Consider the following 14079-nt stretch of genomic DNA (forward strand, 5'->3'; position numbering starts at 1 on the left):
CTCCGCCACCTCCACACCTCGCGCCTCCATACATCGTCGCGGCAGCGGCGTCCGCAGGCGCATCTACCGTCCGCCACGCGCGGACACGCTGCCCGCGCGCAGCGGTGAGGCTCCGCGCGGCCGCGATCGGCGGAAGCCGAAGCGCCCCCGCCGCTCGCAGCGCGGCGCGCAGCTCCCAGCGCCCAGCAGAGGGAGCTAGAACCCCTCGTCCCCGCGCGGGTCTTCCTGCATGAACGGGTACTCGAACGTCGTCGGCGGCACGAACGTCTCCTTGATGGCGCGTGGGCTCACCCACCGCATCAGGTTCAGCTTCGACCCCGCCTTGTCGTTCGTGCCCGAGCCGCGTGCGCCGCCGAACGGCTGCTGGCCGACCACCGCGCCCGTGGGCTTGTCGTTGATGTAGAAGTTGCCCGCCGCGTTGCGCAGCGCGACCGCCGCCTGCTTCACCGCGCGCCGGTCGTTCGCGAACACCGCGCCGGTGAGCGCGTAGCTCGACGTGCGGTCGATGACCTGCAGCGTCTCCTCCCACTTCGCGTCGTCGTACGCGTACGCCGTCAGCACCGGGCCGAAGATCTCCTCGCACATCAGGCGGTACGACGGGTCCGTCGTCTCCACCAGCGTGGGCTCGATGAACCAGCCCGCCGTGCGGTCCGCGCCGCCGCCGTGCACGATCGTGGCGTTCCGGCGCGCGTCCTCGAGGTAGCCCGAGATCTTCGTGAACGAGCGCTCGTCGATCACCGCGCCCACGAAGTTGCGCAGGTCGCGCACGTCGCCCTGGCGGATCTGCTCCATCATCGCCACCACGCGCGCCTTCACGTCCGGCCACAGCGACTTCGGCACGTACACGCGGCTGGCGGCGGAGCACTTCTGGCCCTGGTACTCGAACGCGCCGCGCACCATGCCCACCGCGAGCGCCTGCGGATCCGCCGACGGATGCGCGAGGATGAAGTCCTTGCCGCCCGTCTCGCCGACGATGCGCGGATACGAGCGGTAGCGGCCCATGTTGGAGCCGATCGTCTCCCACATGCTGTTGAAGACGCCCGTGCTGCCCGTGAAGTGCACGCCCGCCAGATCCGGGTGCGCCAGCAGCTGGTCGGAGATCGGCTTCGGCTCGCCCGGCACGAAGTTGATGACGCCCGGCGGCAGCCCCGCCTCCTCCAGCAGGCGCATCACGTACCACGCGCTGAGCATCGCGCTCGACGCGGGCTTCCAGATCACCGTGTTGCCCATCAGCGCCGCGGACGCGGGCAGGTTGCCGGCGATGGCCGTGAAGTTGAACGGCGTCACCGCGTACACGAACCCTTCGAGCGGGCGGTAGTCGAGCTGGTTCCACATCGCCTGCGTGCTGAGCGGCTGCTCGCCGTACAGCTCCTGGGCGAACGCGACGTTGAAGCGGAAGAAGTCGATCAGCTCGCACGCCGCGTCGATCTCGGCCTGGTGCGCCGTCTTCGACTGGCCGAGCATCGTCGCCGCGTTGAGCGTGTCGCGCCACGTCGTGGCGAGCAGCTCGGCCGCGCGCAGGAACACCGCCGCGCGGTCCTCCCAGCTCCAGTTGGCCCATTCCTGATGCGCGTCGCGCGCCGCGCGCACCGCGCGCGCGACGTCCTCGGGCCGCGCCTTGTGCCAGTCGGCCAGGATCTCGCGGTGCGCGCACGGGTTCGTGGCGTGCGCCGTCTCGCCCGTGGTGATGCGCTCCCCGCCGATGACGAGCGGGATCTCGATGCGCTCGCCCGCCATCTGCCGCACGCGCGCCAGCAGCGACGCGCGCTCGGCGGAGCCGGGAGCGTAGCCCTTCACCGGCTCGTTCACCGGGGGCGGCACGCGGCGGTTGCCGGAGAAGCCGGTCACGCCGCCCATCGCGGGGACGGGCTGGTCGGCGCTGGCGGCGGTGCCGCCGACGAGCGGCTTCTCGCCGCCGGAGCCGTGGGGGACGTGCGAGGGAGCGGCGACGGAGGTCATGCGAAAGCCTCGAGGAGCCTCGGAAGGATCGGTCGTGGGCGCGGGAGCGGCGGTGGCCGCGGTCGCGCGAGTCGCGGGTAATCTAGCCCGCGCGCGGTTAGCTTTCGGGATGCTGAACCGTGTTCGGCGGCCCGCGCTGCTCGCCGCCGCCCTCGCGCTGTGCGCCTGCACGAACGACCCCGTCGTCTGGACCGAGGACGCCGAGCGGCGCCTCGTCGTCCCCGCGCCCACGCCCGACCGGCCGATCGCGCACCCCGACGCCGTCGCCGACTCGATGCTCACGGGCGCCGTGGGCACCGCGCTCCCCGCGGCCGCGTCGGCGGTGCCGGCCCTCGCGGCCGCGCCGCCCGATCCCACCGGGGCGCGCTGCCCCGCGTCGCTGCGGTGGGCCGGCGGCCGCGGCGACGAGCGCGTGGCCGCGTGGTGGGCGGTGCGCGCCGACCGCACCGCCGAGGTGATGGCCAGCCGCTCGACCGACGGCGGCGCCACCTGGGACGCGCCCGTGCGCGTGGACACGCTCGACCGCGGCCACGTGGGCTGCGAGCGCCCGGCGCCCGCCGTCGCGGTGGACACCGTGAACGGGTTCGTCCACGTCGCGTACTCGATGGCGGCCCCCGAGGGGAGCGGCGTCTTCTACGCGCACCGCATGGATCCGCGCGCCGCGTTCGAGCCGCCGCAGGTGATCGTCTACGGCGAGCGGCCCGCGACCACGAGCGTCGTCTCGGCCGGCGACCTGGTGCTCGTCGCGTACGAGGATCCGAACACGGGCGGGCGTCCGTTCATCTCGGTGGCCGTCTCGCGCACGGCCGGGCACACGTGGGACGAGCGCTTCGCCGCGTCGCAGGGCAGCATGTCGGCCGAGCGGCCGCTGGTGCGCGTGCGCGGGCGCGACGTGGCGCTGGGCTGGGTGGAGCGCTCGGCGCCGCGCGAGCTGACCACCACGGAGGACCCGCGCTCGGCCACCACGCCGTATCCGACCGGCGTCGTGGTCCGCGTCGGCCGGCTGCGGCAGTGACGGGCGTTACACCGGCAGTGACGGCGCGCCGTGCGCCGGTGTAGCGTGAAGCGCGCGGCCGCCTCGCCGGCGGCGCCCTCCCCTCCGCTCCCGCTTCCCGCCCGCCCGTGAAGGTCCTGCTCGCCGAGGACGATCCGCTGGTGCGCGACTGCCTGGCCGGCGTCGCCGCCAGCGCCGGCCACACGGTGGTCGTCGCCGCCGACGGCGCCGCCGCGTGGGACGCGTTCGCGCGCGAGCGGCCCGAGCTCGTGGTGCTCGACCTCGACCTGCCGGGCCTGGACGTCCTCGCGCTGTGCGCGCGCATCCGCGCCAGCGACGGCGGCGCGCGCGCGTTCGTGCTGGTCGTCACGCCGCGCGACGGCAACGCGGACCTCGTGCAGGTGCTCGACGCGGGCGCCGACGACTACATCGGCAAGCCCGCCGACGCCGACCACTTCGCGGCGCGGCTGACGATCGCCGAGCGCCGCATCGGCGCCGAGGCCGCGCGCCGCCGCGCAGAGGACGCGCTCGCGAAGGCGCGCTATTTCGCCGGCATCGGCGAGATGTCGGTCACGCTGCAGCACGAGATCAACAACCCGCTGGCCGCGCTGCTGGGGCACGCGGCGCTCATCGAGCAGGGGCTGGTGGAGCCCGGCGAGGAGCGCGAGATGCTGCTCGTGATCGTCGAGCAGGCGCACCGCATCGCCGGCGTGGTGAAGCGCATCTCCGCGCTGCGGCACCCGCAGAGCGTGGAGTACCTGGAGGGCGCGTGGATGCTCGACCTGTCGCGCGACGGCACACGCGACGGCACACGCGACGGCACACGCGACGGCGCGCGCGAGGCGCCCGCGCCATCCGATGATCCCCCGACCACCCGCTGACACCCGCTGACGCTTCGATGACCTTCCTCCTCGGCTCGCACTGCCCGGACACGGGCGGCATCGCCATGGCCGTCCGCCGCGCGGGCAACGCGGGCATGCGCTCGCTGCAGCTGTTCACCGCGGTCCCGAAGTTCTACAACGAGAAGGTCGGCGTGAAGCCGGAGCGCCTGGCGCGCTGGCGCGCCGCGCTCGACGAGACGGGGCTGCAGGCGGAGCACGCGATGGCGCACGCGGCCTACGTGCTGAACGTCGCCACGCCCGACGCCGAGAAGTGGGAGCGCGCGAGCGCGGGGCTCGCGAAGGAGCTGGAGCGCTCGACCGCGCTGGGGCTGGGGATGGTGTGCTTCCATCCCGGCGCCGCCACCGACGGCGACCGCGGCGCGGCGCTGATGCGCGTGAGCGTCGCGATGACGCGCGCGCTGGAAGGCGTGGACGGCCGCACGAAGCTGATGGTCGAGAACACCGCGGGCGCGGGCAGCACCGTCGCGCGCACCGCCGACGAGATCGCGGCGATCCTCGACGGCATCCCGACCGCGCTGCGGGCGCGCGCGGGCTACGGGCTGGACACCTGCCACCTCTACGCGTCGGGCTTCGACCTGGGGCGCGACGAGGGCGCGGTGGCCGAGGTGCTCGACGAGTTCGAGAAGACGATCGGCGCGCCGCCGGGCTTCTTCCACCTCAACGACAGCGAGGGCGCGCTGGCGTCGAACCGGGACCGGCACGCGCTGATCGGCGAGGGACAGATCGGCGCGGCGCCGTTCGGGTGGCTGCTGGCCGACCGCCGCGCGCGCGGCGTGCCGCTGATCCTCGAGACGCCGCACGCGGTGGACGAGCCGGCGGAGGACGACGCGACGCCCGATCCGCACGACGTGCGCATGATGGCGCTGCTGACGAAGCTCGCCGACGGCGCGGGGCGCGGGCGGTGACGACGGGCCGGCGTCTCGCGGTCGTGCTCGCGGTCGCGCTGTCGGTCGCGCTCTCGGGCGCGGGGTCGGCGAGCGCCGCGGCGCAGACGCCCGCGCCGCCCGTCGCGCTGCTGCCCGTGGCGCGCGACGGCTTCGTGCTGACGGTGGGCGCCGACACGTTCGCGGTGGAGCACGTCACGCGCTCGGCGGCGGGGTTCGAGGGCGAGCTGTTCCTGCGCGGGCAGCGGCAGCGCATCGCCTACACGGTGACGCTGGAGCCCGACGGGCGCGTGCACCGCGTGCAGCTCTACCAGTGGGCGCCGCGCGCGGCGGCCGACGCGCGGCCGATGGGCAACCTGCAGTACCTGTTCAGCGGCGACACGCTGGTGGTCACCGGCGCGGCGGGGAACGTGGCGATGCAGCGGCTGCCGCTGATGCCCGGCACGCTGCCCTGGATCAACCCGTCGTTCGCGTTCGCGGAGCAGATGACGCGGCGCGCGCGGCGCATGGGCGCGACCATCGACGGGCTGCGGCGCGACCTGCCGGTGGTGAACCTCGGCACCGGCGCGCGGAGCGCGGTGGCGGTGACGGCGGTCGGCCGCGACTCGATGGTGCTCGACTTCGGCAACGCGCTGCTGCGGCTGGCGGTGGACTCGGCGGGGCAGGTGCTGGGCGGGCGGCTGCCGGCGCAGAGCCTCGCCATCACGCGCGTGGCGAACCTGCCCGCCGACGCGGGGCGGGGGATGCCGAGCTACGACGCGCCGCCCGGCGCGCCCTACACCGCCGAGGAGGTGCGCGTCCCGACGCCGCGCGGGCACACGCTGGTGGGGACGCTGACGCGCCCCGCGGGCGCCGCGGGCGCCGCGGGGCGGGTGCCGGTAGTGGTGACGATCAGCGGCTCGGGCCCGCAGGACCGCGACGGCCAGATCGTGGGCATCGCCGACTACCGGCCGTTCCGCGCGATCGCCGACACGCTGGGGCGGCGCGGCATCGCGGTGCTGCGGCTGGACGAGCGGGGGGTGGGCGCGTCGAGCGGCACGTTCGCGAGCGCGACCTCGCGCGACTTCGCGGACGACGTGCGGGCCGCGCTGGACTGGCTGCGCACGCGTGCGGACGTGGACCCGGCGCGGCTCGCGCTGCTGGGGCACAGCGAGGGCGGGCTGATCGCGCCGCTGGTGGCGGCCGAGGACTCGAGCCTCGCGGGGGTGGTGCTGCTGGCGGCGCCGGGGATCCCGGGGCGGCAGATCCTCGACTACCAGAGCCGGCTCGGGATGCCGCCCGCGGGCGCGCTGCCCGCCGCGCGGCGCGACTCGATGCTGACCGCGCTCTCGCGCGCGGTGGACACGGCGATCAAGCAGAGCGCGTGGCTGCGCTGGTTCGCGGCCCACGATCCGCGGCCGGTGGCGCGTCGGGTGCGCGTGCCGACGCTGGTGCTGCAGGGCGCGACGGACGTGCAGGTGACGCCCGACCAGGCGGACACGCTGGTGGCGGCGCTGCGCGCGGGGGGCAACCGCGCGGTGACGCGCCGCGTCTTCCCGGCGGTGAACCATCTCTTCCTGGCCGATTCGAGCGGTGCGCCGGGCGGCTACCTGGCGCTGCCGAGCAAGCGGCTGCCGCCCGAGGTGCTGGGCGCGATCGCGGACTGGCTGGCGACCACGCTGCGTGTGGGGCCGCGCGCGGGTGGGGCCGCGGTGCCGGTCCGGAAGTGACGGGCGGTGACGACGCGTCGCGCGTGACGTGTGCGCGTGCGAGGCGTCACAACGCGTGACGCGGCATCTCGCCGCGTGACGCGAGCGCTTCACGCAGGGCGCCGTAGGGCGCACGGCTATTGCGTACGCAGGGGGCGCGCTTAGGTTTGGTCGCGTTCGCCCCTAATTCCCCACCTGCGAGCGCGCTCGATTCCCCCACCAGGAGACGCGATGGCCACTGCGAAGAAGTCGGCTGCTGGCGCGAAGAAGGCTGCTGCGAAGAAGTCCTCCGCCAAGACCGCGAAGAAGGCCGCTCCGGCGCGCGGCGCCGCGGCGAAGAGCGCGGCGAAGAAGGCTCCGGCCAAGAAGGCGGCGCCGGCGAAGAAGGCGGCAGCGAAGGCGCCCGCGAAGAAGGCGGCCGCGAAGGCCCCTGCGAAGAAGGCCGCCGCCAAGGCTCCCGCGAAGAAGCGGGCGCTGAACCCGGCCCTCGCCGCGCCCATGCAGCCGAGCGGCGAGCTCGCGGCGGTGATCGGCAACAAGCCGATGCCGCGCAGCGAGGTGGCCAAGCAGATCTGGGCCTACATCAAGAAGAACAACCTCCAGGACCAGGTCAACAAGCGGAACATCAACGCCGACGACAACCTCCGGAAGGTCTTCGGCGGGAAGAACCAGGTGACGATGTTCGAGATGACGGCCCTGGTGAACAAGCACCTCAAGCCGTCCGCCTGATCACACCACGATCGGCACGGCACGGGCGAGGGGGCGCGTCGGGAAACCGACGCGCCCCCTCGCCGCGTACGGGGCGCATCCGGGAGGACGTCCGGCTGCCCTTGGCGCCGCCCCGCGACGGCGCCAGCTTTCGCCGGTCGTCCCGGGACGCGCCGCGCATCCTCCGCCGCGTCCCGCGCCCCACCCGCCCACCGTCCCACCGCCTCGCCGTCCGTGGCCTCCTCCTCCGCCCGTCCCCGCAACGTCGTCGCCGAGGTGCGTGCCGGCCGCCGCAGCGCCGGCTCCTCCTCCCGCGGCGCGAAGCGCCGGGGCGGGGCCTGGGAGAGCGTCCGTGCCTTCCTCGGCACGGTCATCCTCTTCCTGATCCTGCGCACCTTCTTCGTCGAGGCGTTCCGCATCCCGTCGGGGAGCATGATCCCGGCGCTGCTGGTGGGCGACTGGCTGTTCGTGAACAAGCTGGTCTACGGGCCGCACATCCCGTTCACGAGCGTCAACCTGCCCGGCTACGCGGAGCCGAAGCGTGGCGAGGTGGTGGTGTTCGAGTCGCCGTACCAGGCCGACGAGGCGCAGGTCGGCAACGACCCGACGCCGACGCTGGTGAAGCGGCTGGTGGGCACGCCGGGCGACACGCTCTACATGCGCGACGCGGTGCTGCACGTGAACGGCGTGCCGCAGCGCCAGGGCTTCGCCGCCGACGCCAACCCGAAGGGCGACCCGAACGAGTACAGCCCGCTGATGGAGTGGCAGCGCCAGCACACGCTGGCCGCCTCGCGCTTCGGCGGCGCGCCGTCGCAGCCGACGCACGACAACTGGGGCCCGCTGGTCGTGCCCGCGCGCCACTACTTCATGCTCGGCGACAACCGCTACAACTCGAAGGACTCGCGCTACTGGGGCTTGGTGCCGCGCGAGAACCTGCGCGGGCGGCCGCTGTTCGTGTACTACTCGTACAACGCCGAGAGCGATCGGGCGCTGCCGTTCCTGACGGACGTGCGGTGGGGGCGGATCGGGCACCTGATCCGATAACGGAACGGCGGAGGACGGAAGGGCGGAGGACGGCAGGGCGGACACCGATACGGCGTGAAACGAAGAGGCGGACCTTCGACTGAAGCTCGAAGCGTCCGCCTTTCCGTTTCACGCCGTCTCGTCCTCCGCCCTACCGTTCTCCGCTTCATCGGTTGCCGCTTCATCGCGCGAGCGCCGGCTCGCGTCCCGTTCATGGTTCTGGCGCCGCTGGTCCGCCGCGAACTCGCCGGCGCCGGCGAAGTCGCGGGGGCCGAGGTCGACGCTGCGTGGGCCGGAGGGACCCTGGGCGTCTTCCGGGGGGAGGGAGCTGTCGGTGCGCTGGGGCATCGGGGCCTCGTGGGTGAGAGGGGCGTGCGATGGTCGACCGCGGCGCGCGTCGCCGCGGGATTGGCCCTCGACGTGGCAACGGCCGGGCCGCGCGCGTCGCGGGCGACGGTGCGCCGGGTCACCAGTGGACCTCTCCTGGCGAGCGCGTCCGCCCTGGCGTGGGGGCGTGCATCAGGTCACACTCCAGTCGTGGTCTCCCTCCTCCGCACCGCCCGCCGCGCGCTCCTCGCCCTCGCCGCGGCTTCCGCATTCGCGTCGCCGGCCGAGGCGCACGCGCAGACGACCGGCCGCGTGCGCGTCGACACGCTCTGGTCGAACGCGCTCCGCACCCGCAAGCAGTTCGTCGTCTACCTGCCCGCCTCGTACGATCGCGAGCCCGCGCGCCGCTATCCCGTCGCCTACTACCTGCACGGGCTGTGGGGCGACGAGTGGAACTGGGTCCGCAACGGCCGCCTCGACGCCGCGATGGACTCGCTCGTCGCCGCCGGCGGGCCCGAGATGATCGTCGTCATGCCCGACGGCGACGACTCGTGGTACACGACGTGGAACGCGCTCGTCACGATCGACGCCTGCCAGCGCGACTCGACGCGGAAGGAGCCGGCCGCGGCGTACTGCGTGCCGTGGCCGCACTACGACGACTACGTCGCGCGCGACCTCGTGGCGAAGGTGGACTCGAGCTACCGCACGCGCGCCGACCGCCGCCACCGCGGCATCGCGGGGCTGAGCATGGGCGGCTACGGCGCCGTCTCGCTCGCGCTGCGCTACCCGGACGTCTGGTCGGCGGCCGCGAGCCACTCGGGCTTCGTCGCGCCGCTGCTCGACGCCGCGGGCCCGTTCGACGCGAGCCGTCCGCCGCGCTACGCCACCGACGTCGCGGCGATGGCGACGCGCTGGCGCGACTACTGGGCGTCGCTGCCGTTCGCCTTCGGGCGCGACACCATGGGCTGGTGGGCGCGCGACCCGGGCCGCATCGCGGCGCGGCTGCAGCGGACGGACGCCGCGCGCATGCCCGCGCTCCGGCTCGACGTCGGCGCCGGCGACCGGTTCCTCGACCAGAACCGCGCGCTCCACTTCACGCTCGACTCGCTCCGCGTCGCGCACGCGTACGCCGAGCATCCGGGCGCGCACGACTGGACCTACTGGCGCGCGCACGTGCCCGAGAGCCTGGCGTGGCTCGGCGCGCGGCTGGCCGACGGCGCGCGGCCGTGAGCGCCACGTGAGGCTCCCATGAAGGCGCCGCTCTTCCCGCGCGACACGACCACGTGGCAGGCGTTCGAGCTGCCCGCGTGGCGCGCGCTGACGCGCTCCACCGTCGAGATGGGCGTGCTGACGGGCGTCGTCGTGCGCGCGTTCCGCGCGCTCGCGCTGGCGCACGGCGCGGGGCCCGACGGCAGCCCGGGCTGGCTCTACGTCGGTGCGACGTTCGGCATCGGCGCGCTGATGCTGTGCGGGATGCTGACGCTGCACCTGTCGAACTTCCCGGTGCGCCGCTGGCCGTGGCGCGTGCTCGTCTTCGCGCTGGTCGAGGTGGCGGCCGAGATGGCCGCGAGCGCGCTGCTGATCGCCGCGGGCCGCGAGCCGCTCGGCACGTCGGGGCGCGCGCACTGGCACGACCTGCCGTCGGTGGCGGTCGGCACGCTGGTCGTGCGGCTGCTGACGTTCGCGATCTTCGCGACGGTGCTGGCCGCCGTCGTGCAGCTCGTGCGCATGACGCTCGCGCGCCGCGGGCCGCACCACCTGCACCAGCACTGACGCGCGCCCACCTCGCACCCGACCGTCCGATGCGTCGCACCGCGTGCGCCGTCCGCGCATTCCTCGTCGCCGGCGCGCTCGCCGCGCCCGCCGCCGCGCAGACCGCGCAGACCGCGCGCCCCACGCCCGAGCGCCCGTTCGGCACGCTGCGCGCGCAGGCCGCGCGGCAGCAGGGCTGGCTCGCGGAGCGCCTGCGCACCGTGCTCCCCACGCTGCTGCGGCGCCACGGCGTGGACATGTGGGTCGTGCCGATGCGCGAGTACAACGAGGACCCCGTGTTCTCGTCGCTCGTGTCGCCGACGACGTTCGCCGCGCGGCGGCGCACGATCTACGTCTTCTTCGACCGCTGCGCGGGGCGCGACTCCGCCGCCGCGGCACGCGACACCTCGTGCGGCGTCGAGCGGCTCGCGCTCGGCGGCACGTCGCAGGGCGGCGTGTACGAGGCGGTGCGCGCGACCAAGCCCGTCCCCGCGCCCGGCGGCGTCACGGTGGCGGCGGGCAGCGGCGCGAACACGCGCCAGGCGGAGCTCTGGGGCGACGAGCAGTGGCAGGTGCTGAAGCGCGTCGTCGAGCAGCGGAAGCCGCGCCGCATCGCCATCAACGCGTCGCGCACCTTCGCCTTCTCCGACGGCCTCTCCGCCGGCGAGCTGGAAGGGATGCAGGAAGCGCTCGGCGCCGAGTGGTCCAATCGCTTCGTGCGCGTCGACGCGCTGCCGCTGGAGATGATCGCCGCGCGCCTTCCGGACGAGGAGGCCGCGTTCCGCGAGATGAACCGCCTCGTCTGGGACATCATCGGCGAGGCGTTCTCGAACCGCGTCATCACGCCCGGCACGACGACGACGCAGGACGTCGTCTGGTGGATGCGCCAGCGCGTCAACGACCTGGGGCTCGGCACCTGGTTCCAGCCGTCGGTCGAGGTGCAGCGGCAGGGGTGGACCGCGGAGCGGCTCGGCGAGGACCCGGTCATCCAGCGCGGCGACGTGCTGCACTGCGACTTCGGGATCACGGCGTTCCGACTGAACACCGACACGCAGCACATGGGCTACGTGCTGCGCGCGGGCGAGAGCGCGCCGCCGGCAGGGCTGGTGGCCGCGCTGCGCGCGTCGAACCGGCTGCAGGACATCGTCGTCGCGGAGCTGCGCCCGGGCCGCACGGGCAACGCGGTGCTGGCGGCGTCGCAGGCGCGCATGCGCGCGGAGCGCATCGACGGGACGATCTACTCGCACCCGATCGGGCTGCACGGCCACGGCGCGGGCCCGCTGATCGGGCTGTGGGACTACCAGGACGGCGTGCCCGGTCGCGGCGACGCGGTCGTCATCCCGCGCATGTGGTACTCGATCGAGCTGCAGGCGACGACGCCCGTGCCCGAGTGGGGCGGCCAGCCGGTGCGGTCGGCGCAGGAAGAAGATGTGATCATCGGCGCGGACGGTGTCGTGAAGTGGGCGTGGCAGCGCCAGACTCAGTTCCATCTCGTTCGGTAGAGCGGAGGACGGAAGGGCGGAGGACGGAACGGCGGAAGACGATGAAGCGTGAGACGGAAAGGCGGACCCTATGAGCTCGAAGCTTCGAGCCGAGAGATCCGCCTTTCCGTCTCACGCTGTTCCGTCCTCCGCTTCATCGTCCTCCGCCCTTCCGTCCTCCGCCGTTTCGGAGTCAGAGTGGGCGCACGACGCGCACGGGCCGCGGTTGGATGCGCGCCTGCAAAGGCGAGCCGAGCGGACCGAAGGTTTCCGACCCCCAGCAGTACAGCGTCCCGTCGGACGCGAGCCCGCAGGCGTGGCGGTTGCCGACGGTGAGCCCCACGAACGTCACGCGCGGCAGGTCGAGCACGCGGCCGTCGGGGCCGAGGGCGACGGGCGTGTTCACGATCTTCGGGCGCGCGTGGCCGGTGCCCGGGCCCGCCGGCTCGAGGCCGAGCTGTCCGAGGTCGTTCGCGCCCCAGCAGTAGATCTCGTTGTCCGACGCGCCGAGCGCGCACGTGAAGTCGCGGCCGACGCCGATCGCGCTGAAGCGCGCGCTCCCGAACACGAACTGCGGCGTGGGGAGCGGCCCGCCCGACGTGTCGACGCCGATCTGGCCGGCGTTGTTCGCGCCCCAGCAGAGCGCGCGGCCGTCCGTCGTCAGCGCGCACGTGTGGCCGCCCACCACCGCGGGCGCGGCGATGCTCGTGAACGCCAGCGTGCTCGCGATGAGCGTCGGCAGCTCGCGGCTCTGGAGGTTGCCGATGCCGAGCGCGCCCGTCGTGTTGCTCCCCCAGCAGAAGGCCTGCCCGCGCGCGCCGATCGCGCACGTCTGCCGCGCGCCCGCGCTGACCCAGCGCGCGGGGTTCGTCTCGACGGGGAGCGTCGGCAGGTCCGGCGGGATGGGCGTCGTGCTGCTCACGCGCACCGTCTGCGTGCCGAGCTGCCCCGTCGAGTCGGAGCCCCAGCAGTAGACCACGCGCGTGCCGGCCGTGATCGCGCACGCGTGCTGGCCGCCGACGCTCAGCGAGCCCGCCGTCGTGTCGAACGTCAGAGCGCTGGTGACGAGCGTCGGCGTCGGCGAGTTGGCGGTGGAGCCGTTGCCGAGCTGCCCCGCGCTGCCCGTGCCCCAGCAGTACGCGCGGCCGGTGACGGCGATCGCGCACGTCGTGAGGTCGCCCGCGACGACGCGCGCGAACGCGAGGTCGGTGGTGGCGCGCTTGGGGACGAAGCTGCACGGCACGGCCGTCGAGACGCCGTCGAAGCACGTCGTGTCCTGCGACGCGGTGCCGAGCTGCCCCTCGGCGCGCCGCCCCCAGCAGTACACGCGGCCGAGGGTGATCACGCTGCAGGTGTGGTCGAGGCCCGCGTCCACCTGGAGGTACGCGCGCGGCTGCACGACGACGTCCGGCGCGTTCGGGGCGGCGCCCGTGCTGCCGCTCGCGAAGTGGCTCGTCGCGGTGAAGCGCACGGTGCCCGCGCGGAGGAAGCGCGCCAGCCCCAGCGAGTCGATCGTCGCCGTCTGCGGGTCCGACGACGTCCACGTCACGCGCGGATCGGCGACCGGCTGGCCATCGTGGCCGAGCGCGCGCGCGGTGAGCCGCAGCGTGTCGTCGGTGAGCGCCTGCGTCGCCGGCGCGGTGATGCGCACCTCGCGCACGACCGACGCCACGAGCACCGTGCGCGACGCCGTCAGGTCGGCGCCCTGCGCGGTGATGGTCGCGCTCCCCACGCCGCGCGCGCGCACCACGCCGGCCGAGTCGACCGTGGCGACGGCGGCATTGCTCGACGACCAGGTGTAGCGCACGCCGGTCAGCGTGTCGCCGCGCGCGTCGATGGCGCGGGCGCGCAGCAGGCGCGTGTCCTGCGCGACGATGGGGTTCCGCACCAGGATGGTGTCCACCGTCGCCGCGCCCGTCGTGCCCACCGGCCGCGTGGGCGACGTGATGGTCAGCCGCTGCGCGGCCCACGTCACGACGATCGTCGCGTGGCCGGCCTTGTTGCCGCTCGTGGCGGTGACGGTCGCGCTGCCGATCCGTCGCGGGCGCACGACGCCGCTCGCGTCGACGGTGACGATCGTCGTGTCGGACGTCGTCCACTCGATGCGCGCGCTGCCGATCACGCCGCCGCTGAAGCCGATGACGGTCGCCTTCAGGCGCCCGAAGTCGGTCGCCTGCAGCGAGTCGCGCGCGAGCAGCGTGTCGACCTTCGGCTCGACGACGACCTCCGAGACGCCGGCCGAGACGCCACCGTCGGGATTGAACACCGAGGGGCCGTCGCGCTCGCCGCATGCAGCCAGCACGGTCAGCGCGGCCAGGAGGGGGCCGAGCGGAGGGGCCGCGGCCGGGAGGATCCCGCGGC

The 14079-nt window shown here is 74.4% G+C and carries 12 protein-coding genes; 9 read left to right on the top strand and 3 right to left on the bottom strand.

Annotated features, from left to right (window positions below; translation table 11 throughout):
- Positions 1 to 195 precede the first annotated feature (195 nt).
- Complete coding sequence (pruA, locus tag rosag_RS15715) at positions 196 to 1857, bottom strand: L-glutamate gamma-semialdehyde dehydrogenase (RefSeq protein ID WP_345784847.1); 1662 nt, start codon at positions 1855 to 1857, stop codon at positions 196 to 198.
- Positions 1858 to 2068: 211 nt separating this feature from the next.
- Between pruA and rosag_RS15720 the strand changes: the two genes are divergently transcribed.
- The 6 genes from rosag_RS15720 to lepB all read left to right on the top strand — a co-directional run bounded on the left by rosag_RS15720 (position 2069) and on the right by lepB (position 8179).
- A complete protein-coding gene (locus rosag_RS15720; RefSeq protein ID WP_284351101.1) occupies positions 2069 to 2974 on the top strand; it encodes a sialidase family protein in 906 nt (301 codons plus the stop codon).
- Between the two features lie 107 nt (positions 2975 to 3081).
- Positions 3082 to 3834, top strand: coding sequence for an ATP-binding response regulator (locus rosag_RS15725; protein WP_284351102.1), 753 nt, complete (start codon positions 3082 to 3084; stop codon positions 3832 to 3834).
- 17 nt (positions 3835 to 3851) lie between these two features.
- The gene (locus tag rosag_RS15730; RefSeq protein ID WP_284351103.1) at positions 3852 to 4760 is read left to right on the top strand and encodes a deoxyribonuclease IV; all 909 of its coding nucleotides are present in this window, start codon (positions 3852 to 3854) and stop codon (positions 4758 to 4760) included.
- The gene (locus rosag_RS15735) at positions 4757 to 6448 is read left to right on the top strand and encodes an alpha/beta hydrolase family protein (protein ID WP_284351104.1); all 1692 of its coding nucleotides are present in this window, start codon (positions 4757 to 4759) and stop codon (positions 6446 to 6448) included. Before rosag_RS15730 ends, rosag_RS15735 begins: the two co-directional genes overlap by 4 nt.
- A gap of 210 nt (positions 6449 to 6658) precedes the next feature.
- Complete coding sequence (locus rosag_RS15740; RefSeq protein WP_284351105.1) at positions 6659 to 7156, top strand: SWIB/MDM2 domain-containing protein; 498 nt, start codon at positions 6659 to 6661, stop codon at positions 7154 to 7156.
- Between the two features lie 213 nt (positions 7157 to 7369).
- Positions 7370 to 8179, top strand: a complete 810-nt coding sequence (gene lepB, locus rosag_RS15745; RefSeq protein WP_284351106.1) for a signal peptidase I — start codon at positions 7370 to 7372, stop codon at positions 8177 to 8179.
- Between the two features lie 108 nt (positions 8180 to 8287).
- Here the strand turns inward: lepB and rosag_RS15750 are convergent, their stop codons facing one another.
- A complete protein-coding gene (locus tag rosag_RS15750) occupies positions 8288 to 8506 on the bottom strand; it encodes a hypothetical protein (RefSeq protein ID WP_284351107.1) in 219 nt (72 codons plus the stop codon).
- Between the two features lie 189 nt (positions 8507 to 8695).
- Here rosag_RS15750 and rosag_RS15755 point away from each other — a divergent pair, with 189 nt between their 5' ends.
- The 3 genes from rosag_RS15755 to rosag_RS15765 are packed head-to-tail and all read left to right on the top strand — an operon-like array spanning position 8696 to position 11739.
- Positions 8696 to 9715 (top strand): alpha/beta hydrolase, encoded by a 1020-nt coding sequence (locus tag rosag_RS15755; RefSeq protein ID WP_284351108.1) that lies wholly within the window; start codon positions 8696 to 8698, stop codon positions 9713 to 9715.
- Positions 9716 to 9733: 18 nt separating this feature from the next.
- Entirely contained in the window at positions 9734 to 10258 is a 525-nt protein-coding gene (locus rosag_RS15760) for a hypothetical protein (protein ID WP_284351109.1), read from the top strand.
- 29 nt (positions 10259 to 10287) lie between these two features.
- A complete protein-coding gene (locus rosag_RS15765) occupies positions 10288 to 11739 on the top strand; it encodes a M24 family metallopeptidase (RefSeq protein WP_284351110.1) in 1452 nt (483 codons plus the stop codon).
- A 172-nt stretch (positions 11740 to 11911) separates the two neighbouring features.
- On the opposite strand, the gene rosag_RS15770 is transcribed toward rosag_RS15765, so the two are convergent.
- Positions 11912 to 14020, bottom strand: coding sequence for an RCC1 domain-containing protein (locus tag rosag_RS15770; RefSeq protein ID WP_284351111.1), 2109 nt, complete (start codon positions 14018 to 14020; stop codon positions 11912 to 11914).
- Between the last annotated feature and the right edge of the window lie 59 nt (positions 14021 to 14079).

Source organism: Roseisolibacter agri, assembly GCF_030159095.1.
Lineage (GTDB): Bacteria > Gemmatimonadota > Gemmatimonadetes > Gemmatimonadales > Gemmatimonadaceae > Roseisolibacter > Roseisolibacter agri.